The organism is Methylosinus sporium, assembly GCF_003113265.1.
GTDB lineage: Bacteria > Pseudomonadota > Alphaproteobacteria > Rhizobiales > Beijerinckiaceae > Methylosinus > Methylosinus sporium.
On the sequence record NZ_PUIV01000001.1, the window covers coordinates 13868 to 38257 of the forward strand.

Annotated in this window: 16 protein-coding genes; 5 read left to right on the forward strand and 11 right to left on the reverse strand. The window is 64.8% G+C overall.

What is annotated here, in order from left to right:
* Positions 1–20: 20 nt before the first annotated feature.
* Positions 21–1553, reverse strand: a complete 1533-nt coding sequence (gene amaB, locus C5689_RS00090; RefSeq protein WP_108915580.1) for an L-piperidine-6-carboxylate dehydrogenase — start codon at positions 1551–1553, stop codon at positions 21–23.
* 213 nt (positions 1554–1766) lie between these two features.
* On the opposite strand from amaB, the gene rocD reads away from it, so the two are divergent.
* Both rocD and C5689_RS00100 read left to right on the forward strand, forming a co-directional pair.
* Positions 1767–2999 carry an ornithine--oxo-acid transaminase gene (gene rocD / locus C5689_RS00095; RefSeq protein ID WP_108915245.1) on the forward strand — a complete coding sequence of 411 codons (1233 nt, stop codon included), beginning with the start codon at positions 1767–1769 and terminating at the stop codon, positions 2997–2999.
* A 79-nt stretch (positions 3000–3078) separates the two neighbouring features.
* Complete coding sequence (locus C5689_RS00100; RefSeq protein WP_108915246.1) at positions 3079–3942, forward strand: dimethylarginine dimethylaminohydrolase family protein; 864 nt, start codon at positions 3079–3081, stop codon at positions 3940–3942.
* On the opposite strand, the gene C5689_RS00105 is transcribed toward C5689_RS00100, so the two are convergent.
* Positions 3917–5047, reverse strand: a complete 1131-nt coding sequence (locus C5689_RS00105; RefSeq protein WP_108915247.1) for a sensor histidine kinase — start codon at positions 5045–5047, stop codon at positions 3917–3919. The two genes, C5689_RS00100 and C5689_RS00105, sit on opposite strands and share 26 nt — an antisense overlap.
* 70 nt (positions 5048–5117) lie before the next feature.
* The gene (locus C5689_RS00110) at positions 5118–7382 is read right to left on the reverse strand and encodes a response regulator (RefSeq protein ID WP_108915248.1); all 2265 of its coding nucleotides are present in this window, start codon (positions 7380–7382) and stop codon (positions 5118–5120) included.
* A 188-nt stretch (positions 7383–7570) separates the two neighbouring features.
* Here C5689_RS00110 and C5689_RS00115 point away from each other — a divergent pair, with 188 nt between their 5' ends.
* The gene (locus tag C5689_RS00115) at positions 7571–11905 is read left to right on the forward strand and encodes a DEAD/DEAH box helicase (RefSeq protein WP_108915249.1); all 4335 of its coding nucleotides are present in this window, start codon (positions 7571–7573) and stop codon (positions 11903–11905) included.
* 70 nt (positions 11906–11975) lie between these two features.
* Positions 11976–13202, forward strand: coding sequence for a phospholipase D family protein (locus C5689_RS00120; protein ID WP_158271714.1), 1227 nt, complete (start codon positions 11976–11978; stop codon positions 13200–13202).
* A 263-nt stretch (positions 13203–13465) separates the two neighbouring features.
* Here the strand turns inward: C5689_RS00120 and C5689_RS00125 are convergent, their stop codons facing one another.
* The 3 genes from C5689_RS00125 to C5689_RS00135 all read right to left on the reverse strand — a co-directional run bounded on the left by C5689_RS00125 (position 13466) and on the right by C5689_RS00135 (position 16173).
* Positions 13466–14452, reverse strand: a complete 987-nt coding sequence (locus C5689_RS00125; RefSeq protein WP_108915581.1) for a sulfate ABC transporter substrate-binding protein — start codon at positions 14450–14452, stop codon at positions 13466–13468.
* Positions 14453–14596: 144 nt separating this feature from the next.
* On the reverse strand, positions 14597–15532 hold the full coding sequence (locus C5689_RS00130; RefSeq protein ID WP_108915251.1) for an extensin-like domain-containing protein: 936 nt from the start codon (positions 15530–15532) through the stop codon (positions 14597–14599).
* 152 nt (positions 15533–15684) lie between these two features.
* On the reverse strand, positions 15685–16173 hold the full coding sequence (locus tag C5689_RS00135) for a DUF2852 domain-containing protein (protein WP_108915252.1): 489 nt from the start codon (positions 16171–16173) through the stop codon (positions 15685–15687).
* A gap of 191 nt (positions 16174–16364) precedes the next feature.
* Between C5689_RS00135 and clcA the strand changes: the two genes are divergently transcribed.
* Positions 16365–17951, forward strand: coding sequence for a H(+)/Cl(-) exchange transporter ClcA (gene clcA, locus C5689_RS00140; protein WP_108915582.1), 1587 nt, complete (start codon positions 16365–16367; stop codon positions 17949–17951).
* A 76-nt stretch (positions 17952–18027) separates the two neighbouring features.
* On the opposite strand, the gene C5689_RS00145 is transcribed toward clcA, so the two are convergent.
* From C5689_RS00145 to C5689_RS00170, 5 genes are all read right to left on the reverse strand, one after another.
* Positions 18028–18639, reverse strand: a complete 612-nt coding sequence (locus tag C5689_RS00145) for a TetR/AcrR family transcriptional regulator (protein WP_108915253.1) — start codon at positions 18637–18639, stop codon at positions 18028–18030.
* 154 nt (positions 18640–18793) lie between these two features.
* Entirely contained in the window at positions 18794–20317 is a 1524-nt protein-coding gene (locus tag C5689_RS00150; RefSeq protein WP_108915254.1) for a SpoVR family protein, read from the reverse strand.
* Complete coding sequence (locus C5689_RS00155; RefSeq protein ID WP_108915255.1) at positions 20317–21624, reverse strand: YeaH/YhbH family protein; 1308 nt, start codon at positions 21622–21624, stop codon at positions 20317–20319. The genes C5689_RS00150 and C5689_RS00155 overlap by 1 nt, the downstream gene beginning before the upstream one ends.
* A gap of 33 nt (positions 21625–21657) precedes the next feature.
* A complete protein-coding gene (locus C5689_RS00160) occupies positions 21658–23601 on the reverse strand; it encodes a PrkA family serine protein kinase (protein WP_108915256.1) in 1944 nt (647 codons plus the stop codon).
* A gap of 318 nt (positions 23602–23919) precedes the next feature.
* Positions 23920–24363 (reverse strand): Fur family transcriptional regulator, encoded by a 444-nt coding sequence (locus C5689_RS00170; protein WP_108915258.1) that lies wholly within the window; start codon positions 24361–24363, stop codon positions 23920–23922.
* Positions 24364–24390: the final 27 nt, after the last annotated feature.

The following is a 24390-nucleotide window of genomic DNA, read 5'->3' on the forward strand; positions in this document are numbered from 1 at the left end:
GACTCCTCGAAGACGCGGACTCACACGTCGAAGACGACGCCTTGCGCGAGCGGCAGCGCGCTCGAATAATTGATCGTGTTGGTGGCGCGGCGCATATAGGCCTTCCAGGAATCCGAGCCCGCCTCGCGGCCGCCGCCGGTTTCCTTCTCGCCGCCGAAGGCGCCGCCGATCTCGGCTCCGGACGGGCCGATATTCACATTGGCGATGCCGCAATCGGAGCCTTCCGCCGAGAGGAAACGCTCCGCCTCGCGCAGATCCGTGGTGAAGATCGACGAGGCCAGGCCATGGCTCACATCGTTCTGCATATGCAGCGCCTCACCGAGATCGTGATATTTCATCGCATAGAGGATAGGCGCGAAAGTCTCGCGGCGCGAGACCGGCGAAGGCTCGGCCAGCTCCACCAGCGCCGGCCGCGCGTAATAAGCGTCCGGCCGCTCCTGCGCGAACAGGCGTTGGCCGCCATAGATTTTTCCGCCGATCGAGGCCGCTTCGTCCAGAGCATGGCGCATGGCGCGATAAGAATCGCCGTCGATGAGCGGGCCGATGAGCGTCTTGCCCTCGCGCGGATCGCCGACCGGCGCCGAGGCGTAGGCGAGCGAGAGCCGGCCGATCAACTGATCATAGACGGACTCGTGCACGATGAGGCGGCGTAGCGTGGTGCAGCGCTGGCCGGCGGTGCCCATGGCCGCGAAGGCGATGGCGCGCACAGAAAGATCGAGCGGCGCCGACGGACAGACGATGGCGGCGTTATTGCCGCCGAGCTCGAGAATGGAGCGCGCGAAACGCTGCGCGAGACGCGGCCCGACGGCGCGGCCCATCGCGGTGGAGCCAGTCGCCGAGACGAGCGCGACACGGTGGTCGTCGACGAGCTTTTCGCCGAGCTCGCGCCCGCCGATGACGAGAGCGGAAAGTCCCTTCGGCGCCTCGCCGAAACGCGCGAGCGCACGCTCGAACAAGGCATGAGTCGCGAGAGCGGTGAGCGGCGTTTTCTCGGAGGGCTTCCAGACGAGGGCGTCGCCGCAGACGAGCGCGACGGCGGCGTTCCACGCCCAGACCGCGACGGGAAAATTGAAGCTGGTGATGATTCCGACGACGCCGAGCGGATGCCATGTCTCCATCATGCGATGGCCGGGGCGCTCCGTCGCTATGGTGAGGCCGAAGAGCTGCCGCGACAAGCCGACGGCATAGTCGCAAATATCGATCATCTCCTGCACTTCGCCGCGCGCTTCGGAGACGATTTTGCCGGCCTCTATCGTGATGAGCTCGGCGAGCTCATTCTTCGCCGCGCGCAATTCCTCGCCGAAGAGACGCACCAATTCGCCGCGGCGCGGAGCCGGAATATTGCGCCATTCGCGAAAGGCGGCGTGCGCCTCGCCGATCGCCACATCTAAAGCATCGCTGTCTTGTGTCTTCACTCTGGCGATGACTTCGCCGGTGATCGGCGTCCGCGTGTTTAATTTTCCATCATGGAATAGCGCAGACGGAACAGTAATACGGAACATCAGCTCTTCAGCTCTCGCTGCTATATCGCTGGATTTTGTACGAGATTCCATCGCTGTGCTTCCCATCTCGCCGTTTTGCTGCTTTATTTGTCTCGCAAATAGCCCGTGTTCGATGTATTTGCAACGCGAACGTCGGAGCGGCGTAACGACGCGCTCCACGAGAAAATGGCTCGCAGAGGCTTCGTGTCCGTGAGCCGCCGATCGCCCATAGATGAAAATCGTCGAGGCGACGCCCACATAACGAACAAGCGAGGTCATTCGTTCATGAACGCCAAGGTCAACTCCGCCGACAATCCGCATCGCGCGCGCAATTATGCGCCGCTTCCCGTCACGCTCTCGCGCGGCGAAGGCGCCTTTCTGTTCGATGTGAATGGACGACGCTATGTCGATATGATGAGCGCCTATTCCGCCGTCAGCCACGGCCATGCGCATCCGCGCATTCTGAAAGTTCTGACCGAGCAGGCGCAGCGGCTCGCCGTGCCCTCGCGCGCTTATTACGACGATCGTCTCGACGCCTTCCTCACGGAATTGTGCGCGCTCACCGGCCTCGATGTAGCTCTGCCGATGAACACCGGCGCCGAGGCGGTGGAGACTGCGATCAAAGCCGCGCGCCGCTATGGCCGCCGCGTGCGCGGGCTCAAGAATCCCGAGATCATCGTGGCCGAGGGCAATTTCCACGGCCGCACGACGACCATCGTCGGCTTCTCCTCGGAGCCTGCCTATCGCGACGATTTCGGTCCCTATGGCGGCGGCTTCCGCGCGGTTCCTTACGGCGATCTCGCCGCGACGGAAGCGGCGATCGGCCCCGACACGGTCGCCATTATGGTCGAGCCCGTGCAGGGCGAGGCCGGCGTCATCGTGCCGCCGGTCGGCTGGCTCTCCGGCCTGCGCAAGCTCTGCGACGAGCGCGGTCTGTTGCTGATCGTCGACGAAGTGCAGGCGGGATTGGGGCGCACCGGCGCCTGGTTCGCGTTTCAGCACGAGAATGTGAAGCCGGACGGCGTCATGCTCGGCAAGGCGCTCGGCGGGGGCGTGCTGCCGGTTTCGGCTTTCGTCGGCACGCGCGCGCTGATGGACATGTTCACGCCGGGCTCGCACGGCTCGACCTTCGGCGGCAATACGCTCGCCGCAGCTGTGGGCCTCGAGGCGCTGCATGTGATGCGCGACGAGAAGCTCGTCGAGCGCAGCCGCACGCTCGGCGAGCATATGCTGCGCCGTCTGCGCAATATGGACAGTCCCGCGCTGCGCGACGTGCGCGGCATAGGCCTTTGGGCCGGCGCCGAGATCGATCCGCGCTACGCCACCGGCCGCGAAGTGTGCGAGAGCCTGTGCGAAAAGGGCGTGCTGTCGACGGTGACGCATCACAGCGTCGTGCGCCTGTCGCCGCCGCTCGTCATCGCGCGCGAGGATTTGGATTGGGCGCTCGATCGCTTCGAGGAAACGCTCGCCGAATTCGTCGAGCGCGCGCGTCCCGCCAAGCGCGCGCTGGCGAGCTGATCGCCGCCTGTCATCATTGCGGCGCCGGGACGGAACGGTCTCGGCGCCGTCGTCATGCCGGGAAACGAAAGGACTCGAGATGACGCAGCCGCATTCCATGTTCGAGCCCGCGCGCCCGCCGCGCGAGGAGAAGCGCCAGCGCGTGCTGATGTGCGCGCCGGACGATTTCGACGTGCGCTATGTCATCAATCCCTGGATGGAGCATCAGATCGGCCGCACCGCGCGCTCGCTGGCGCGCGAGCAATGGCAAAATCTTCGCGCGCTCGTCGCGGAGCGCGCCGAGGTCGAGCTGGTCACGCCGGCGGCCGGCCTGCCCGACATGGTGTTCACCGCCAACGCCGGCTTCGTGCTGCGGAACGTCGCCGTCGTCAGCCGTTTCCGCGCCGAGCAGCGAAGGCCGGAGGAACCTTTGTTTCGCGCTTTTTTCGAGGCGCGCGGATTCGCCGTCGCGGCTTGGCCCGATGAGCTCGCCTTCGAAGGCGCCGGGGACGCGCTCATCGATCGCGGCGCCGATGTCGTCTGGTGCGGCCATGGAATGCGCTCGGCCGATGAGGCGCCGGCGGCGCTGGAGCGCATCATCGGGCGCCGCGTGATCGGGCTGAGGCTCGTCGATCCGCGCTTCTATCATCTCGACACTTGCTGCTGCCCGCTGGCCGGCGGCTATCTTCTCTATTATCCGCCGGCCTTCGACGCAGCCTCGCGCGCCGCGATCGAGGCGGTGGTTCCGCGCGAGAAGCGCATAGCGATCGACGAAGCCGATGCGATGCGCTTTGCCTGCAACGCCGTCGATCTCGACGGATGCGTCGCGATGAACGACGCCTCGCCGCAGCTGCAGAAGCGTCTGGGCGACGCCGGCTTCGTTCCGGTCCTCACGCCGCTCTCGGAATTCATGAAGGCGGGCGGCGCCGCCAAATGCCTCACGCTGAAGCTTTCAGAGGACTGACCTTCGGCGCCGCCTCACCCTGCGGGATCGTCATCGTGAATGTCGCGCCGGCGCCGAGCTGGGATGTCGCCTCTATGCGCCAGCCGTGGCGCTCGCACATGGATTTGCACAGAGCGAGGCCGACGCCCGTTCCCGGATATTGCGCGAAGCTATGGAGCCGGCGCAGCGGCTCGAATATCGCCTCCGCATATTTGGGCTCGAAGCCTATGCCGTCGTCGGCGACCGACAGAGCGAGTTCCGGCTCGCGCCGTATGGAAAATCGAATATTCGGCGTAAGGCCCGGCTTGCGATATTTGATCGCATTGGAGAGCAGGCTCCCGAGGCAGCGCTCGAATTGCGGCTTGTCCGCCTCCATCAGCACGCCGGGCGGAACCGAGACGACGACTCTCGCCTGCGTCTGCCGGATCAGCTCGGAGAAATCCGAGACGACGGACTCGATCTCGCGGCGAATGTCGAGCGTCTCCAGCCGCGGCGGCGTCGAGACCTGCCGCGAGAAAGCGAGCAGTCCGTCGACGAGTTCCCGCGCGCGCAGCGCCGAGGCGCGCGCCACCTCGCTCGCGTGGGCGGCCTCGACGAGATCGCCCTTGGCGATCGACGCCGCGACGATATCGGCGAAGGCGGCGATCTTGCGCAGCGGCTCCTGCAGATCATGCGAGGCGATATAGGCGAATCGCCCCAGCCGTTCATTGGCGAGCTGAAGCTCATTGGCGCGCTCGACGAGCTGACGCTCGACCTCTTTGTGATGCGAGATGTCGAACACCGTCACGGCGACGAACAAGCGTCCATCCTCGTCGCGAATCGGCGCGAGGCCGAGGTGGATGGGAAATTCGGCGCCCGATTTCTTGCGCGCGCGAAGGTCCTTGTCGACGCCGAGCAAGATGCGGCGCGGCGCTCTGTAGTAATCCGCGCGCAACGCCGGATGACGCGCGCGCGCCTCGTCCGGCAGCAGAATGTCGACCGTGCCGCCGACGAGCTCTTCGGCCGAATAGCCGAACATGTCCTCGGTCGCGCGATTGACATAGAGAATATGATCGTCGCCGATCAGAAATCGGGCGGCGAAGGCCGATTCGACGATCATCTTCAGCTGTTCGGGCGTCGCATTCATAGCGCTTCCCCGGCCGTTTCCCCGGGCGTTTCCCATCGCTGGCTTTCGGCGCTCTTATATGGGGAGCCTGTCACGCCGAACGAGTGGGGTGCGGCCTTTGGCCGTCGATCAGAGCCTTCAGCGCGTCCAGATCGATCGGCTTCACGAGATGGAGATCGAATCCCGCCGCCTCGCAGAGCCGCCGCACCTCGTCGCCGCCGGCGCCGGTGGCGGCGAGCAGGAGAAGATCGCGCGTCTCCGGCAGCTGGCGCAGCCTGCGCGCCGTCTCATAGCCATTGATGCCGGGCAGGCCGAGATCGAGCAAGGCGACATCCGGCTTGAACGTCTGCGCCGCCTCCAGCGCGCGCAATCCGTCGCTCGCGACGCAGACCTCGTAATTCTCGAGGCGCAGCAGCTCGGCCATGGCCTCGCAGACGGCGGCGTCGTCGTCGACGATCAGAACTTTTCGCCGCATCGTCTTCGTCTCCGACGGGACGGCGCGCGCGCCATCGAGCACGTCGCGGACCTTACGCGCGAGACGATCGATCGAATAGGGCTTGACGATGAGCTCGACGCCCGGATCGAGCACGCCATTATGGACGACGGCGTTCGGCGTGTAGCCGGTGGTGAAGAGTATCTTCAGATCGGGCCGGCGCTTCCACGCCTCCTCGGCGAGCTTGCGGCCATTGGTGTCCGGCATCACCACATCGGTGAACAGCAGGGAAATATTCGGGCACACCTCGAGCTGGCGCAGCGCGGCGGCGGCGCTCTCGGCGGCGAGCACATTATAGCCGAGCTCGGCGAGCGTGTCGGCGGTGAGATCGCGTACGCGCACATCGTCCTCGACGATCAATATCGTCTCGCTCTTCTCGCTGCGCGGCGTGGAGCGCGCATGAGTGGCCGCGGCCGGCGCCACAGTCGCCGGACCGTGATGGCGCGGCAGATAGAGCTTGATCGTCGTGCCGAGACCCTGCTCCGAATAGATGCGGACATGGCCGCCCGATTGCCGCACGAATCCATAGACCTGGCTGAGGCCGAGCCCGGTGCCGCGGCCGGCCGGCTTGGTGGTGAAGAAAGGATCGAAAGCGCGCGCGACAGTGTCGCGGTTCATTCCGGTTCCGGTGTCGGTGACGGCGATCAGCACATATTGGCCCGGCGGAATGTCCAGCTCGCGCGCGGAATAATTCTCGTCGAGATAGGCGTTGCTCGTCTCGATCGTGAGCTTTCCGCCTTGAGGCATGGCGTCGCGCGCATTGAGCGCGAGATTGAGGATCGTCGTCTCGAGCTGGCTCGGATCGGCGAAGGCGCGCCACAGGCCGCCGGCGAAGACCGCCTCGAGACACACATCCTCGCCGAGCGTGCGGCGGAGCATCTCGGCCATCGTCGAAACCATTTTATTTGGGTCGATCGGTTCTGGCGCGAGCGGCTGGCGGCGCGAGAAAGCGAGCAGGCGATGCGTCAACGTCGCCGCATGTTCGGCGCCTTCCAACGCGCCGTCGAGATAGCGCAGCGTCTCCGTCGGGTCGGTCGAAAGTCGCCGCTTGGCGAGATTGACGCTGCCGATGACGACGGCGAGCATATTGTTGAAATCATGCGCGAGTCCCCCGGTGAGCTGGCCGATCGCCTCCATTTTCTGCGATTGCCGCAATTGCTCGGCGAGCTGCTCGCGCTGCGCCGCCTCCGCCGAGAGAGCGACATTGACGTCGCGCAGCTCCGCTTGCGCGGAGGCGATTTCGTTGAGCCGGTTGCGCAGCAGGCCGATCGTCGCCGCGCCGATGAGAATGGTGACGGAAATGGCGATCGCCGCTCCTGCGCGCAGCAGCGATCCGCTCCGCTCCACGATGCGCGATTGCGTGTCGATCATCTGCTGTTGCCGCGCGGATTTGGCGTCGAGACCGACGCGCAGGCGCTCCATGCTCGCCCGGCCGGAGCCCGCGCGCACGACCGCCAAAGCTTCCTCATGCCTTCCGCTCGCCTGCAGCTCGACCGTCTTGCGCATTTCGGCGAGCTTTTCATTGGCCAATCCGCGCAGCGCCTCCAGCGCGTCGCGCTCCTCGCCGGGCTCGCTCCCGCGCGTGAGAACGTCGAAATCCCCGGCGATATGGGCCGTCGCGGCGTCGAGCGGGGCGAGATAGGCCGCGTCATTGGTGAGCAAATATCCGCGCTGGGCCGATTCGGCTTCCTGGAGGCGATCGAGAATGCTGTGCTGAATCTGCTTTTCGCCGATCAACTGGCCGACGTCGCGATAATCGGTCGCCTGCTTGCCGACGAAAGCGAAGGCGGCGAACAAGGACGCCGCGAGTATGGCGAAGCCCGCGTAGAGAAAGGACGATGTGTCGATGAATCTGGTGCGCATGTAACTCCTTTCGGCGCAATGGCGGGTTCGTCCGCTCGACGGCGGCGTGGCGCGCCCGACGGCAATGCTGGTCGCAGTTCGCCTGCGGCTCGTCGCGCGCGGGCGAAATTTCCAATTCTCGCTGTTGGCCTGCGGGCTGTTCGCCGCTAGCCTAAGAACTCTCCGGGGCCCTTCCTCACCAGGCGGCCATGCATCTGTCGCACCTTTTTCATCCGGCGGTTACGGCATGGTTCGCCGATCATTTCCGCAATGCGACGCCGGCGCAAGCGGAAGCTTGGCCTCAAATCAAATCCGGCCGAAATATTCTGATCGCAGCGCCCACCGGCTCCGGCAAGACGCTGGCCGCCTTTCTCGCGGCCATCGACGATCTCATCCGGCAAGGCCTCGCCGGAACGCTACCGGACGAGACGCGTATCGTCTATGTGTCGCCGCTCAAAGCGCTTTCCAACGATGTGAGCCGCAATCTCGAGGCCCCGCTAGCCGGCGTGCGCGAGCGATTGCGACAGGCCGGCCTGCCGGACGTCGACATTCGCGTGCTGGTGCGCACCGGCGACACGCCCTCGGCCGAGCGCGAGCGGATGCGCAAGCGCCCGCCGCATATTCTCGTGACCACGCCCGAATCGCTCTATGTGCTGCTCGGCTCCGAATCGGGCCGCAAGGCGCTCTCGACGACGCGCGCCATCATCGTGGACGAGATTCACGCCGTCGCGCCCAATAAGCGCGGGGCGCATCTTTCGCTCTCGCTGGAGCGGCTCGCCGCGCTCTGCGGCGATGGATTACAGCGGATCGGTCTCTCCGCCACGCAGAACCCGATTTCCTCGGTGGCGCATTTTCTGGTCGGCGCGGGATCGCAGACGGCGCCGGCGCGGGAGCCCGGAATCGTCGATTCCGGGCATCATCGCGCCCGCGATCTCGCCATAGAAGTTCCCGGCGCGCCGCTCGAGGCGGTGATGTCGGCGGAGGTGTGGAGCCAAGTCTACGACCGGCTCGCCGAACTGATCGCCGAGCATCGCACTACTCTGGTCTTCGTGAACACGCGCCGGCTCGCCGAGCGCATCGCGCGGGAATTGTCGGATCGCCTCGGCGAGGAGGTCGTCACCTCGCATCACGGCAGCATGGCGAAGGAGCACCGCCTGCTCGCCGAACAGCGGCTGAAGCGCGGCGAGCTGAAAGCCCTGGTGGCGACCGCCTCATTGGAGCTCGGCATCGATATCGGCGATGTGACGCTCGTCTGCCAGATCGCCTCGCCGCGCTCCATTGCGAGTTTTCTGCAGCGCGTCGGGCGTTCCGGCCATGTCGTCGGCGGCCTGCCCAAGGGGCGGCTGTTTCCCTTGTCGCGCGACGATCTCGTCGAATGCGCGGCGCTGCTCGACAGCGTGCGGCGCGGCGAATTGGATCGGCTCACAATTCCGCATCGCCCGCTCGATGTGCTGGCCCAGCAGATCGTCGCCGAGGTGGCGGCGCAGGAATGGGGCGAGGCCGAGCTCTATGAGCGGTTCAAGCGCGCCTGGCCCTATCGCGCATTGGAGCGCGCCGAATTCGACGATGTGGTGAAGATGCTCGCCGAGGGCTATACGACGCGGCGCGGACGGCGCGGCGCGCTGCTGCATCATGATGCGGTGAATCACATTCTGCGCGAGCGGCGCGGCGCGCGCATGACGGCGCTCACCTCCGGCGGCGCCATCCCCGAGACCGCCGATTATCAAGTGCTGCTGGAGCCGGAGAATCACATCGTCGGCACGGTGCATGAGGATTTCGCCGTCGAGAGCATGGCCGGCGACATCTTCCAGCTCGGCAACGCCTCCTATCGCGTGCAGCGTGTGGAGCGCGGCACATTGCGCGTGGAGGATGCGCAGGGCCAGCCGCCGACCATTCCCTTCTGGCTAGGCGAGGCGCCGGCGCGCGCCGATGAGCTGTCGCTCTCCGTCTCGCGGCTGCGCGCCGAGATCGCCGAGCGTCTGCGTCGCGACCCCGGCGGCGGCGAGGCGCAGCGCTGGCTGATGGAAGAGGCAGGCGTCGCGCCACCCGCCGCGGAGCAGCTGGTCGACTATCTCGCCGGCGCGCTCGGCGCCTTCGGCGGCGTGCTGCCGACGCAGGATACGCTCGTGCTGGAGCGATTCTTCGACGAAGCGGGGGGAATGCAGCTCGTCGTGCATTCGCCTTTCGGCGGGCGCATCAATCGCGCTTTCGGCCTCGCGCTGCGCAAGCGTTTTTGTCGCAAGTTCAACTTCGAGTTGCAGGCGGCGGCCACAGAGGACAATATACTTCTCTCGCTCACCACGGCGCATAGTTTCGAGCTGGCCGAGGTCGCGCATTATCTTCACTCCAACAGCGTGCGCGGCGTGCTGGTGCAGGCGATGCTCGCCGCGCCCATGTTCATGACGCGCTGGCGCTGGACGGCGGGAATCTCGCTCGCTCTGCCGCGCTTCCAGGGCGGCAAGAAAACGCCGCCGCAATTTCTGCGAATGCAGGCGGAGGATCTCGTCGCCGCCGTCTTTCCCGATCAGATCGCCTGCGCCGAAAACCTCGCCGGCGAGCGCGAGGTTCCCGACCATCCGCTGACCAACCAAACGATTTGGGACTGTCTGCATGAGGCGATGGACATAGACGGGCTGGAGCGGCTGCTGCGGCGCATGGAATCGGGCGAGGTGCGCGTCGTCGCCTGCGATCTCACCCAGCCTTCGCCGCTGGCGCTGGAAGTGCTGTCGGCACGGCCTTACGCCTTCCTCGACGACGCCCCGCTCGAGGAGCGCCGCGCGCAGGCGGTGATGGCGCGCCGCTGGCAAGACCCGCAGAGCGCCTCCGATCTCGGCCGGCTGGACGAGGAGGCGATCGCGCGCGTGAAGTCCGAGTCCTGGCCCGAGCCCATCGACCCGGAGGAGCTGCATGACGCGCTGCTGTGGATCGGCTGCCTGACCGAGGCGGAGGTCGCCGGCGCACCGGACTGGGCCGGCTGGCTCGAGGCGCTGGCCCGCCAAAAGCGCGCGACGCGTTTCGAGACCGGGCAGGCGGCCTTTTGGGTCGCGGCCGAGCGGCTGACGCAGTTTCACGCGCTCTGGCCCAAGGCGCGGCTCGCGCCGAAGATTTCGCCGCCCGAGAGCGAGGCGTCGGCGCTATGGTCCAGCGAGCAGGCGCTGATCGAGATTTTGCGCGGCCGGCTCGAGGGGCTGGGCCCGGTCACGCAGACGGGGCTCGCCGCAGCGCTCGGCCTCGAGCCCGCGAGTCTTGCAACCGCGCTCGTCGCGCTGGAGGCCGAGGGCACGATCATGCGCGGGCGTTTCCTGCCCGGCGCTAATGACGAGCAATGGTGCGACCGCCGCCTGCTGGCGCGCATCCACCATTACACGATCAAGCGTCTGCGCGCGGAGATCGAGCCGGTGGCGGCGCGCGACTTCCTGCGCTTTCTCTTCGATTGGCAGCATGTCGCCGAGGACGCGAGGCTGAAAGGGCCGGAGGCGCTGCCCGCGGCGCTCTCGGGCCTCGAAGGATATGAAGCGCCGGCGGGCGCCTGGGAGACCGAAATCCTCCCCGCGCGCCTCTCCGATTACGAGACCGGATATCTCGACTCGCTCTGTCTCTCCGGCCGCATCGCCTGGGCGCGGCTGACGCCGCCCTCCGCCGCCAAGGGCGCCCGCATGGTCTCGCCGATCAAGAGCTCGCCGGTCGCCCTTTTGGAGCGGCGAAGGCTCGGCGATTGGACCTCTATCGCCACCCCCGCCGAGCCGCCTGCGCTGAGCGGCCGCGCGCAATTGGCGCTCGAGACGCTGCGCGCCGAGGGGGCGCTGTTCTTCGAGGAGCTGGTCGACGCCTCGCGCCTGCTGCGCTCGGAGCTGGAGACGGCGCTGGGCGAGCTGGCAGCGCTCGGCCTCGTCACCTCGGATAGTTTCGGCGGGCTGCGCGCGCTGCTGGTGCCCTCCGAGAAGCGCAAGCCTTTCGACGGCGCGCGGCGGCGCGGCAAAGTGCTTTCCTTCGGCATGGAGAGCGCCGGCCGCTGGTCGCTCATTCGGCGCGCCTATGCGGCGCCGGGCTCGCAGGCGCGTCACGCCTCTGTCGAACATGTCGCGCAGGCGCTGCTGCGCCGTTATGGCGTCGTCTTCTGGCGCCTTCTGGCGCGCGAAGGCGGCTGGCTGCCGCCCTGGCGCGATCTCCTGCGCGTCTATCGGCGCCTCGAGGCGCGCGGCGAAATTCGCGGCGGGCGTTTCGTCGCCGGATTTTCCGGCGAGCAATATGCGCTGCCGGACGCCGTCGGCCTGCTGCGCGAAATCCGCCGGCGGCCGGCCGACGGGCAATTTGTGTCGCTGTCGGCGGCCGATCCGCTCAATCTCATCGGCGTGCTGACGCCGGGCGGCAAGCTCGCCGCCCTCACCGGCAATCGCCTGCTCTATCGCGACGGATTGCCGATCGCCGCGCTCGCGGGCGGCAAGATCGAATTTCTGACGAGCGTCGACGAAACGACGCGATGGGAGGCGGAGAAGCATCTCATCCGCTCGGCGGCGAGAGGGCAGCTCGCGGATTTGGCGTAAACTGGACTGGACACAACTGCAAAACACATTGATAATACGTGCGCATTTAATGCTTTCAGGAGACCGCCTTATGCAATTCCTAGATGGCGCTGCCGCAACCGCAGAAATTAAAAGACTTGTTATGTCATCAAAGACAGTGCGGATGGCAGTTGCTTTTTGGGGCAAGGGAGCGAGCGAAGAACTCGGCCTTATGAGCAAGAAAAACGACGTAACTGTTATTTGTAATTTAAACTCAGGCGGCACAAACCCAAACGAAATAGAGTATCTATTAGGAAATAAAATATCTGTTAGGCAATGCAGCACGCTTCACGGAAAGGTATATCTGTTCGATAATTGCGTAATTGTCGGTTCATCGAACGCATCTGCTAATGGACTTGCTCTCCAGGGAAAAGAGATTTCAGGGTGGAGCGAGGCAAATATTCTGACAAATGACCCTGTATTATGGCAGGCCGCTAGTCAGTGGTTCAGCGCACTTATAACCGACGAGATCACCTCCGATGACCTAAAAAACGCAGAATTGGCGTTCTCTAAGCGCAGAGCATCTGCCTTACCGCAGGTAACTGCTTCTGGTTCTTTGGCAAAGGCGCTTCGGGCTCGCCCAGAAATATTCGAAAGCAAAAGAATATTTGTAGGCGTTTACGGCTCGCTTCTCACCACCGCAGACATGCGCCGAGTCAAAATAGAGCAGAACAAGCACAGATCTGATAGAAGCATTGACGCGGTTCGTTGGCATGTGCCAACAGGTGCCAACTTAATTCTGTTTTATGTTAACAAAAATTCAGTAGAATTCCACGGGTTTTGGGAAAGAAATGAAAATGAATGGAAGAGCGATAGCTTGCCGCCGCTATATTTTATGCACAAAATTTCAAAAATATATGGATTTTCCAGCACTGGCATACTGTCATCATGGCGTAATGCAGTGGCGGAATTTTATAAAAATGAGGTACGTGGATCTAAATTAGATGCAAAACACATAGAATTTGGTAGTTTTTATCAAAAATATATATCAAAGACGAAAATTCTGAATGTCATGGACGACCACAAAAGGCTAAGGGCAATCGAAAGCGGATTTTTCGAATCTGGGTTTTGGCGTCGACCCGAGTTAGATTGCGATATTATTAGAGTCTTCACTGATAATGAGGAGAAGTCGTGCCGAGGGGGTAGAATCGTTAAAATAAGGGAGGAAATTCGCGGAGGCGAGAAAATAAAGATATTCACCTTTGAAGACGACCCTTCCCAGCACGGGAAACCAAGACCCAAGTTTCGACAAAATGGATGCGTCGCAACCTTCGAATAGTCCATAATCAGGCTCCGCCGTCTCGCTATAACGTATCACGCGCGCTTTCTTGAGCGTGACTAGCCTACCGCTCATCATCGAGTCGAACGTCGGCAAAAAAAGCTCGAACGTCAGCAGGAGTCATCAGCCTCTGCGGCGGCTAAAGGGGCATCCCTCAGCCGCGCGCTGGAGCGCGACGATCGAGGTAAGAGCGCTTCCAGCGAAGTGGAGCCGGTTCGACACACCCGCCGCTTCGGACAAGAAGCGCCAAATCGCCGCCGCTGTCAGGGCTTCTGCATCTCGTCGAAGATGGCGCCGTCGACGAAGAATTTCTTCTGCGCCGCCGGCCAGCCGCCGAAGCTCTTGTCGATCGTCACCAGCTCGAGCTTGTGGAAGCGCTTCAAATCCTCGGGCGCCGCGAATTCCGGCTGCGACGGGCGATAGCCGTGCTTGGCGATCAGCGCCTGTCCCGCCGGCGTATAGAGAAAATCGAGATAGGCTTCCGCCGCCTTGCGCGTCCCCTTGGCGTCGACATTGCCGTCGACGACGGCGACGGCCGGCTCGGCGAGAATGGAGAGCGAGGGAACGACGATCTCGAATTTGTCCTTGGCGAATTCGCCGAGCGCGAGAAAGGCCTCGTTCTCCCAGGCGACGAGCACGTCGCCGAAGCCGCGCTGGGCGAAGGTCGTCGTCGAGCCGCGCGCGCCGGAGTCGAGCACCGGGGCGTTCTTATAGATCGCCTTCACCAGCGCGGCCGTCTTGGCCTCGTCGCCGTCGAACTTCTTCAGCCCATAGGCCCAGGCGGCGAGGAAGTTCCAGCGCGCGCCGCCGCCGGTCTTGGGATTGGGCGCGACGACGACGACGCCGGGCTTGGCGAGATCGTCCCAATCCTTGATCCTCTTGGGGTTGCCCTTGCGCACCAGCAGCACGATCGTCGAGGTGTAGGGCGAGGAATTATTGGGCAGGCGCTTCTGCCAATCGGCCGGAATCTTGCCGGTCTTGCTGGCGATGGCGTCGATGTCATTGGCGAGAGCCAGCGTCACCACATCGGCGGCCAGCCCCTCTATGACAGACCGCGCCTGCGCGCCGGAGCCGCCATGCGAGGCTTGGATCTGCACGTCCTGGCCGGTCTTCTTCTTCCAATCGGCGGCGAAGGCCTTGTCGACGGCTTTGAACAATTCCCGCGTCGGATCATAGGAGACGTTGAGCAGGGTCTCGCAAGAGGCCTCGGTCGCGATACTCACGAAAAAGGCAAGGCCGATCGCGCGCATGAGCGTGCGGAACGGGAAAAGGCCGGAGGTCGTCTGCATGTCGCTCCTCGAATGACGATCATCAGTTACTCTATTGGATTGATATCCATATCGGCAAAGCAGAGTCGCGCGCAACCGGGCCGAGGGCGAAAAGCGCTTCGAAGGTCAGCGATTGCGGGGGCGGATGCTGGAGGTGATGTCCCAATCCTTGGGCGCGCCCTCCGCCGGGGCGAGCGCCGTTGGCCTCGGCCGAATGGGCGGCAAGGGAGCCGCCAGAATGAGGCTGTCATTGACGCCGCGCGAGGCCTGCGCCTGAAAGGCGGCGAGCGGCGGCTGGCCGCCGGGCGTGTCGACGTCGTCGTCGTCCGGCCCATGGGCGACGAGCTGCGGGTCCTGCCCCGGCGGCGGCGAGACGTCGCGCGGAACCGGCTTGCAGATGCGCCGGTCGCCATGACGCCCATGCATGGCGAGATCGACGTGAATATGATTGTAGTGGAAGGCGTTGGAGCCCGGCGACAGCACGGTGGTGAAATGCCGGCAGGAGCCGCCATGCACTTCGGCGAGAAAATCCTGCACCTGCTGATCGCCGCGCGTCCAATCGCGCACGATGGAGATTTCACGCCCGTCGGCGAGCACGAAGCCGCCTATGTCCAGCGCATTGCCGAAGGAATGTTCCGAGAGCGGCGCGCCGGCCTGGGCGTTCATGCCGCGGCAGGCGTAGGAGCCCATCGAATTGATCTGCGCCACCGGCTGGCCGAAGCGCGCCATGGCCGAGGGCTGCACCACATCGGCGAGCCATTGGTCGAGCTCGGCCACCATGGAGCAATCGAGCGTCGCCCGTGCGTTGAAAGCGACGGCGCCGCCTTGCAACGCCGTGACTTTCAGCGGCCGTGTCATGCCGCAAATGCCGGGGCCGTCGATCTCGGGCGCGAATTGCACATAGGCGGAGGGCTGCACGCGCTTCTCGGCGAGGCAGGCGTTCTCCGCCTGCGCGCGCCAGGCCGGGCGCTGGGGCTTGGCCATGAAGCCGCAGCCCGACAGTCCCGCCGCGGCGAGCGGCGTCAGGACGAGAAGCAGCAATGGCGTTACGCGACGAGCCATAGCCGCGACAATGGCGGGGGAGCGTTAACGCGGCGTCGAAAAGCTTGGTTAACGCCAGCGCTTTCTCGGCTTTGCGGCCCGCGGCGACGACGAAAAAGCAGCGCCGCGGACGTCTTCGTCCGCGGCGCATTCGTCGAATTCGCGGGAGGCGATCAGCCCTGCGGCTGCTCGCGGTCGCGGCGCGCGCGCATGAAAGATTCGAACTCCGCGCGGTCGCGGGCGCGACGCAGCTCTTCGATATGCTCGGCGAATTCGCGCTCGGCTTCCGCGAGCTTGCGGCGCTCCTCCTCGAGGCGGGCGAGCTCGCTCTCGCGCCAATCGTCGAAGGCGACATTGCCCGAGGAACGCATGAAGCCGGGGCCGCGCCAGCCGCCCGAGGAGCGGCCGCTCTGCCGCCCGCTGGCCTCGTTCCAGCGCGCCTGGACATCGGCCGCGCGCTCCTGCGCGAAGGCGAAGAGATCGCCCTCATAGCCGAATTTGCGCTGCCAGACCTTGAAGAGGACGATAGCGAGCCCGATCGGCCAGAAGACGATGAAGCCGAGGACCATCGCGAAAATTTCGAGCGGCTTCCACGGCCGTCCGCAATCTCCGAAGCGATCTTGCGGATCGTAGCCCATGCGGGAGTGACGATGACAGCCCATATTCGGACTCTCCAGTTCCTTCGCCCATCGCAGGCGCGCGCGGACGATCCGTGCGCCGCCGCTGCGATGTAAATGTAATATACATTAACATCGCTGTTTCGCCAAGGGGTCCCCGCCATTTCGGCCGCCTTCATTTCGATTCCGGCGCGCCGGCGCGCTATGCTGCGCGCGGCTCTCTGGCGAATCGCATCATGCCCGAATTTTCCGAGGAGAACGCCCGCGCGCTCCTCGCTCTGGCGACCTTCATCGGCGCCGCGGCGCTGCCTTTTCTGTTTCGCCTCGCCTTCGGCCGGCGCAGGCGCAAGGGTCGTTCGCGCGCTTTCGTCTCGGTCGCGCTCGCGCTCGGCCGGCGGCGACGCCTCGTGCTGCTGCGCACTGCCGGGGCCGAGCGGCTGCTCCTGCTCGGCGAAAAGAGCGATCTCGCCGTCGAAGCCGATGTCGCCGCCGCCGCGCCGCCGCCGGCCGAGGAGCCGCAAGAGCCCTCTCAGCTCCAGGGGCTGTTTCCGCTCGGTCTCGTCTCGCTCTTCGCCGGCGTCGCCGTGGGGACGCTCTGCGGCGCCTTCCGCCTCGCGCTGGACGCCGCCGGACGTCTGCGCTCCTCGATCCCCGATTGGTTCGCGGACCGTCCTCTGCTCGGCGTCGCGATCATGGCGGCGGGCGCGGCGCTCGCCGCGGGGCTCGCCGCCTTTCTGGTGCGCCGTTTTGTTCCGGCGGCGGTCGGCAGCGGCATTCCACATGTCGAATCGGTGATCGACGGCGACGAGCCGCCCTCGCCGCCGCTGCTGCTGCCGGTGAAATTCGTCGGCGGCCTGTTGGCGATCGGCGCAGGCCTCGCGCTCGGCCGGGAGGGGCCCTCGGTGCAGATGGGCGCGACGCTCGCCCATCAGTTCGGCCGCTATTTCCGCTATGACTGGCGCGATCAGCAATCGCTGCTGGCCGCCGGAGCCGGAGCCGGGCTCGCCGCCGCCTTCAACGCCCCGCTCGCCGGCGCGGCCTTCGTGCTCGAGGAACTGCTGCGCCGCTTCGATATGCGCCACGCGACCATAGCGCTCGGCGCTTCGGTCGGCGCCATATCGGTGGTGCGATTGATGGACGGGCCGACTCCGGAGCTGAGCGTCGCCACACATTATCAGACCGGAACATTGGACGTTCCCCTCGGCCTCGCGCTCGGCGCCGCCATGGGGCTCGCCAGCCTCGCCTATAATCGCGCCATTCTCGGCGCGCTGGACATCGCCGATCGCTCGCGCTGGCCGGCCGAGACGAAAGCCGCGCTCGTCGGCGCCGGCGTCGGCGCCATCGGCTTTCTCGCGCCCGACCTCGTCGGCGGCGGCGATAATCTCACGCAAAAGACGCTGGACGGCGCCTTTGCGCTCGACGCTCTGCCGCTCGTCTTCGCATTGCGCTTCACGCTCGGAGTCGTCTCCTATGCAGCGGGGACTCCCGGCGGCCTATTCGCCCCGCTGCTGGCGCTGGGCGCCGAGATCGGCCTCTTCTTCGGCCTGCTGATCGCGGGCCTTTTCATTCCCGGCGAGGATGCGCAGGCGATGGGCATGAAATTCGCGCTCATCGGCATGGCGGCTTTCTTCGCCGCCGTGGTGCGCGCGCCGCTGACCGGCATGATCCTCATCACCGAGATGACGGATAATTCCGAGCTTCTGCTGCCCATGCTGGCGGCCTGCTTTTCCGCAATGGCGATCGCCGCCGTCTGCCGCAATGAGCCGATCTACGACGCGCTGAAGGATCGCTCGGCGCGTCTCGCGCGGCGGGCGGAGACCTAGACTCTTTCCGAGTTTCATCGAAACACGGAAAGACGCATTTCCAACGCCGAACCGGCGTCCACTTCGGCTGGATGCGCTAACCTTCCGCGCGGCGGACGGCGGCCTCCATCAGATTGCGCGCGGCGGCGTCGAGCACGGGCGCGGGATCGAGCCCCTTGGCGGCGTCGAGATGGCCGGAGATGGACAGCATGGCGACGCCATGGGCGAGCGCCCAGAGCTGCAGCGCCAGCTTGCGCGCGCCCTGCGCCGGCGCTCCGCGCTGCTGAAGAAAGGCGACCACCGAGCGCCAGAGGATTTCCAGCGCATGATCGGCGGCGTCGGCGGAGGGCTCGCTCGCCAGCGTCGCCGCCGAGCCGAACATTGCGGCATAGAGGCCCGGCTCCTCGCGGGCGAAGGCGAGATAGGCCGCGCACATGCGCCACATGGCGGCGGCGGCGTCGGGGCGCCCTTCGTCCCAGGCTTTCTCGATCGCCGCGCCGAAGGAGAGAAAGCCGCGCCGGGCGACCTCGTTCAGCAAATCCTCGCGGCTGGCGAAATGCCGATAGGGCGCCGCCGCCGTGACGCCGACGCGCTTGGCCGCCTCGCCGAGGCTGAGATTGGCCGGCCCGCCTTCCGCCAGCAGCTCGAGCGCAGCCTCGACCAGCGCCTCCTTGAGGGCGCCATGGTGATATTTGCGCTTGATGGTCATTCCAGGCGGCGGGCGTCGTGGCGAAAAGTTCGGCGCAGGGGTCGCACAGATGGGCGAGGAAGGGAAGTGGGCGCGCCGAACCGTCGGGCCCGGCGTGCTTCGAGACGCGCCTTTCGAGCGCTCCTCGGCACGACGAGCTCCAGAAGGCGGAAGTTCAGCCCTGCTCCGGTCGCACCATATGCTCTTTGAGCACCTGCTCGGTGCCGGCGTCGATCTCTTGCAGCAGCACCTCATAGCCCCAGAGATTGGCCAAATGCCCGAGCACCATTGCGGCGTTGGTCAGCTCCAGCATCTTGCCGTCGCGCACGCGATGATGCAGCACCAGCTTGCGATTGCCGGCGAGATCGACATCGACGATCTGAATATCCGGCGCATAGCCCCCCACGTCATATTGCGCGGAGAGGCTGCGGCGCAGATCGCGATAGCCACGCTCATTATGGATCGCCGACACCTCGAGATTCGGCTGCTCGCGATCATCGACGACATGGAACAGGCGCCAATTGCGGATGAGCCGCGGGCTCATGAACTGCGCGATGAAGCTGTCGTCGCGATAATTCGCCCAGACGTGGCGCAGCACCTCCATCTCGTCGCCGGTTCCGGCGATCTCGGGGAACCAATAGCGGTCCTCCTCGGTCGGCTCGCGCACGATGCGTTCTATGTCGCGCATCATGTCGAAGCCGAGCGCATAAGGGTTGATGCCATTGTAGGACGGGCTGTCGTAGAAAGGCTGCCGCGTGGCGTTGGTGTGAGAGGTGAGGAACTCGAGGAAGCTGCCGTCGCCGATCTGCCCCGTCTCGTGCAGGCGGCCCAGCAGGCGATAATGGCAATAGGTGGCGCAGCCCTCGTTCATCACCTTGGTCTGCTGCTGCGGATAGAAATATTGCGCGATGAGCCGCACGATGCGCAGCACCTCGCGCTGCCAGGGTTTCAGGCGCGGCGCGGCCTTCTCGAGAAAATAGAGGATATTCTCTTGCGGCAGGCCGAGCAGGGCGCGGCGCTTGTCGCCCGCCATCTGCTTTGCGCCGCGCGCGCGGCCGGGCACGGTGCGCCAGAGATCGTCATAGACGCGCTCGCGCTCCTCCTTGCGATCCTGCTCGCGCTTCTCCTCCATATGGAGATTGAGCGGACGCTTGCGCGGATAGCGGTCTATGCCTTGCGGCATCAGCGCATGGGCGGCGTCGAGCAGGCGCTCCACTTCCGCATGGCCGTAGCGCTCCTCGCAATTGGCGATATAGGCCTTGGCGAAAGAGAGATAGTCGAGAATGCCTTCGGGATCGGTCCATTGCCGGAACTGGTAATTATGCTTGAAGAAGTGATTATGGCCGAAGGCGGCGTGCGCGATCACCAGCGTCTGCATAGTGGCGGAATTCTCCTCCATTATGTAGCTGATGCAGGGATCGGCGTTGATCACGATCTCATAAGCGAGGCCTTGCAGCCCCATGCGATAAATGCCCTCGTGCTGGGCGAAGCGCTTGCCGAACGACCAATGCTTGTAGAAGAGCGGCATTCCGGTCGAGGCATAGGCGTCGAGCATCTGCTCGGCGGTGATGATCTCGATCTGATTGGCGAATGTGTCGAGGCCGAGCTCCTTGTGCGCAATGTCCGCGACCGCGTCGTGGATGCGCTGGATCGTGCCGAAATCCCAGTCCTTGCCTTCATAGAGCAGCTCGCCGCGCATCAGCCGACCTCCGCCGTCTTGGCCACGCGCCGCTGAAACAATTGCCGGAACACGGAATAAATATGCTCGCGCCGCGAGACTCGCCGCATCTGGAATTTCTCATTTTCCTTTTGCAGCGCGGCATAGGTGAGCCACAGCGAGCTCTGCCCGTGATGCGGCACATAGCCATGCGTCTCGGCATTCGGCCCGCTCACTTCCACATAGGCGAAATATTGGCACAGCGGCAGAATGTGATTTTGCAGCAATTCGCGCGTCTGCGGATTGTCGCTGGAGAGATTGTCGCCGTCGGACGCCTGCGCGGCGTAAATATTCCAGACGCCGGGATCATAGCGCTCGCGAATGACCTTCAGCATCTCCTGCAGCGCGGAGGAGACCATTGTGCCGCCGGTCTCGGCGGAGCGGAAGAATGTGTCCTCGTCCACCTCGCCGGCGCGATCCGTATGGCGGATGAAGACGATCTCGACGCGCTTGTAGCGGCGCGTCAAAAACACATGCAGCAGCATGAAGAAGCGCTTGGCGAGATCCTTCATATGCTCGGTCATGGAGCCGGAGACGTCCATGAGGCAGAACATCACCGCCTGCGTCACGGGCTTGGGAAAACGCTCGAAGCGGCGATAGCGCAGATCGATGGGATCGAGATAGGAGATGCGCGCCCTTTTGTGGCGCAGCGCCTCCAGCTCGGCGGAAAGGCGCTCGACCTCCACCTCGTCGCGGCTCTGCGCCTCCGCGAGGCGGCGCTCGAGATCGTCGACCGCCGATTGCTTGGGACGCTTCAGCGCGATGCGGCGCGAGAGCGATGTTTGCAGCGTGCGATGCAGCGCGAGATTGGCCGGCGTTCCCGTGGTGGTGTAGCCGGCGCGGCGCAGCCCTTCCTTCTCTGTCTGCGCGACGCGTCTTTTGGCGAGATCGGGCAGCTCGAGATCGTCGAGGAATATGCTCAAAAATTCGTCACGTGTCAGGATGAAGCGAAATGCGTCCTCCTGGCCGTCGCCGCGGCCGACCTGTCCGCCGGAGCCGTCGCCATCGCCCTCGCCACGCGGACGCTCGATGAGATCGCCCTCGACATAATCCTTGTTGCCGGGCAGCACGAGATCGCGCCGCGAGCCTTGCGTATGGCGGAAAGTGGGCTCGCGCGTGCCCTCGGAGGGAATGGAAATCTCTCCGGGGCTATCGAGGTCGCCGATCGCGCGGTCCTTGCTCGCCTCGCGAACCGCCTTCTCCACCATATCCTTGGCGCGGCGCAAGAAGCGCTGGCGGTTCGCGAAGCTCTTGCCTCCGGGATTGAGCCGACGATCGACGATGTGCATCGTTCCATCACCCGTTCTTCGCCGGCGCTTCGTTCAGCCGGCCTGCTTTACGCGCATGTACCACTCGACCAGACGGCGCACCTGGCGCTCCGTATAGCCGCGGGCCATCATGCGGCTTACAAATTCTGCATGTTTTTTTTCTGTCTGCGTGTCTTTTTTCGATCCGAAGGAAATGACCGGCAGCAGTTCCTCGACTTGCGAGAACATGCGCCGCTCGATGACGTCGCGGATCTTCTCATAGCTCGCCCAGGAGGGATTGCGCCCCTCGTTCGCCGCGCGCCAGCGCAGCGCGAACTTCACCACCTCATTGCGGAAGTCCTTGGGATTGGCGATGCCCGCGGGCTTCTCGATCTTGGTCAGCTCCTGATTCAGCAGGTCGCGGTCGAGCATTTGGCCGGTGTCCGGATCCTTGAAGTCCTGATCCTCGATCCAGGCGTCGGCGTAGTCGATATAGCGGTCGAAGAGATTCTGGCCGTAATCCTGATAGGACTCCAGATAGGCCTTTTGAATCTCATTGCCGATGAATTCGGCGTAACGCGGCGCGAGCTCGGCCTTGATGAACTCGAGATAGCGCTTCTCGGTCTCCGGCGGCATCTGATCGCGGCGCAGCGACTGCTCCAGCACATACATGAGATGCACGGGATCGGCCGCGACCTCGACCGTGTCGTGATTGAAGGTCGCCGCCAACACTTTGAAAGCGAAGCGTGTGGAGCAGCCGTCCATGCCCTCGTCGACGCCGGCGGCGTCCTTGTACTCGAGCATACTGCGCGCGCGGGGGTCCACCTCCCGCAGGCTCTCGCCGTCATAGACTCGCATTTTGGAGAAGAGATTGGAGTTCTCATGCGGCTTCAGCCGCGAGAGCACGATGAAGCGCGCGAGCATCTCCAGCGTGCTCGGCGCGCAGCTCGCCTCGGCGAGCTCCGAGCCGCGCAGCAGCTTCTCGTAGATATGCTGCTCCTCCGTCACCCGCAGGCAATAAGGCACCTTGATCACATAGATGCGATCGATGAAGGCCTCATTGTTGCGGTTGTTCTTGAAGCTCTGCCATTCCGCCTCGTTGGAATGGGCCATGACGATGCCGGAGAAGGGAATTGCGCCGATATTCTCGGTGCCGATGTAATTTCCCTCCTGCGTCGCCGTCAGCAGAGGATGCAGCATCTTGATCGGGGCCTTGAACATCTCGACGAATTCGAGCAGGCCCTGATTGGCGCGGTTGAGGCCGCCGGAATAGCTGTAGGCGTCCGGGTCCGCCTGCGCGAGATTCTCGAGCTTGCGAATGTCCACCTTGCCGACGAGCGAGGAGATGTCCTGATTATTCTCGTCGCCCGGCTCGGTCTTGGCGATGGCGATCTGGCGCAGGCGCGAGGGCGTGATCTTCACCACGGTGAATTTGGTGATGTCGCCGCCGAATTCGTCGAGACGCTTGAGGCACCAGGGGCTCATCAGCCCGGTGAGCCGCCGGCGCGGAATGCCGTAGCGCTCCTCGAGCATGTCGCCCGCGATCGCCGGGTCGAAGAGGCCGAGCGGGCTCTCGAAGACGGGCGAGAGCTCGTCGCCGGCCTTGAGCACATAGATCGGATCGATCTCCATCAACGCCTTGAGGCGCTCGGCGAGCGAGGATTTGCCGCCGCCGACCGGGCCGAGCAGATAGAGGATCTGCTTGCGCTCCTCGAGCCCCTGCGCCGCATGGCGGAAGAAGCTGACGATCCGCTCGATCGTCTCCTCCATGCCGAAGAATTCGGCGAAGGCGGGATAGACGCGGATTGTGCGGTTCATGAAGATGCGGCCGAGCCTAGGGTCGCGCGAGGTGTCGATCAGCTCCGGCTCGCCGATCGCGTCGAGAATGCGCTCTGCCGCGCTCGCATAGGTCTTCGGATTTTCGCGGCATAGGTCGAGATAGTCGGAGAGGGTCATCTCGACCGCCCGTCTGCCTCTGTAGCTCCGCGCAAAATCCGCAAAAACGTCCGAGTTCGTCATGGGGCACCTGTCGCTCGAGCGCTATGGCTCACGATCATCGAGACGGCGCGAACACATCGGCCGCCCTCTCGTCTTCGCCGTCGACCGCCCCACCCCTGTCGACTGGTCCAGGACCGAGTTCGGGAGTTTCGTGGCAAGGTTCATGCCGGTCGCGGCGGGAAGCCTTATCCTCATATGAGCATCGATCGTCGCTCAGGGTAGACGTGACGGTGGATTCCCTCATCAGTTGGGGCGCGACCAACGATATTGACGAAGATCGGCGCACGCGTCGACACGAATCCTTCGTCCGATGGTAAAGTTCTCGAGCAGAAGCGGCCTTCAGCCCTCCTTTCGCTCCGCGGCGGCGCAGCAGCGCCCGCACAGGCCCGCGATCTCGACGACGCGCGTGCGCGGCTGAAAGCCGGCCGCCGCCGTGAGCCCGGCGAGGCCGCTGGTAAGCTCGGGGGAGGTCGCCTCGCTCACCTCGCCGCATTCGTCGCAGATGAGGAAGATCACCGGCTCGCCGGCCTCATGCGCATGGCCGCAGACCACGAAAGCGTTGCGGGAGGCCAGCCGATGGGCGAGGCCCTGGTCCAGCAGATAGCCGAGCGCGCGATAGACGGAGATCGGCGCCGGGCGCTTGCCCTTCTCATCGGCGAGAAGATCGATCATCTCATAGGCGCCGACCGGGCGGTTCGCCTTGATGAGAACGTCCAGCGCGGCGCGGCGCGCCGGCGTGAGGCCCCGCGCCGTCGTTCCCGGCGCCGCTCGCTTGATGGTCATGCGCCATTGTAGCGCGTCGCGGCCGCG

Bases quoted from the DNA above. Each gene is read 5' to 3' on its own strand.
- amaB (WP_108915580.1), bottom strand. From the start codon at position 1,553: ATGGAATCTCGTACAAAATCCAGCGATATAGCAGCGAGAGCTGAAGAG.
- rocD (WP_108915245.1), top strand. From the start codon at position 1,767: ATGAACGCCAAGGTCAACTCCGCCGACAATCCGCATCGCGCGCGCAAT.
- C5689_RS00100 (WP_108915246.1), top strand. From the start codon at position 3,079: ATGACGCAGCCGCATTCCATGTTCGAGCCCGCGCGCCCGCCGCGCGAG.
- C5689_RS00105 (WP_108915247.1), bottom strand. From the start codon at position 5,047: ATGAATGCGACGCCCGAACAGCTGAAGATGATCGTCGAATCGGCCTTC.
- C5689_RS00110 (WP_108915248.1), bottom strand. From the start codon at position 7,382: ATGCGCACCAGATTCATCGACACATCGTCCTTTCTCTACGCGGGCTTC.
- C5689_RS00115 (WP_108915249.1), top strand. From the start codon at position 7,571: ATGCATCTGTCGCACCTTTTTCATCCGGCGGTTACGGCATGGTTCGCC.
- C5689_RS00120 (WP_158271714.1), top strand. From the start codon at position 11,976: ATGCAATTCCTAGATGGCGCTGCCGCAACCGCAGAAATTAAAAGACTT.
- C5689_RS00125 (WP_108915581.1), bottom strand. From the start codon at position 14,452: ATGCGCGCGATCGGCCTTGCCTTTTTCGTGAGTATCGCGACCGAGGCC.
- C5689_RS00130 (WP_108915251.1), bottom strand. From the start codon at position 15,532: ATGGCTCGTCGCGTAACGCCATTGCTGCTTCTCGTCCTGACGCCGCTC.
- C5689_RS00135 (WP_108915252.1), bottom strand. From the start codon at position 16,173: ATGGGCTGTCATCGTCACTCCCGCATGGGCTACGATCCGCAAGATCGC.
- clcA (WP_108915582.1), top strand. From the start codon at position 16,365: ATGCCCGAATTTTCCGAGGAGAACGCCCGCGCGCTCCTCGCTCTGGCG.
- C5689_RS00145 (WP_108915253.1), bottom strand. From the start codon at position 18,639: ATGACCATCAAGCGCAAATATCACCATGGCGCCCTCAAGGAGGCGCTG.
- C5689_RS00150 (WP_108915254.1), bottom strand. From the start codon at position 20,317: ATGCGCGGCGAGCTGCTCTATGAAGGCAAGGACTGGGATTTCGGCACG.
- C5689_RS00155 (WP_108915255.1), bottom strand. From the start codon at position 21,624: ATGCACATCGTCGATCGTCGGCTCAATCCCGGAGGCAAGAGCTTCGCG.
- C5689_RS00160 (WP_108915256.1), bottom strand. From the start codon at position 23,601: ATGACGAACTCGGACGTTTTTGCGGATTTTGCGCGGAGCTACAGAGGC.
- C5689_RS00170 (WP_108915258.1), bottom strand. From the start codon at position 24,363: ATGACCATCAAGCGAGCGGCGCCGGGAACGACGGCGCGGGGCCTCACG.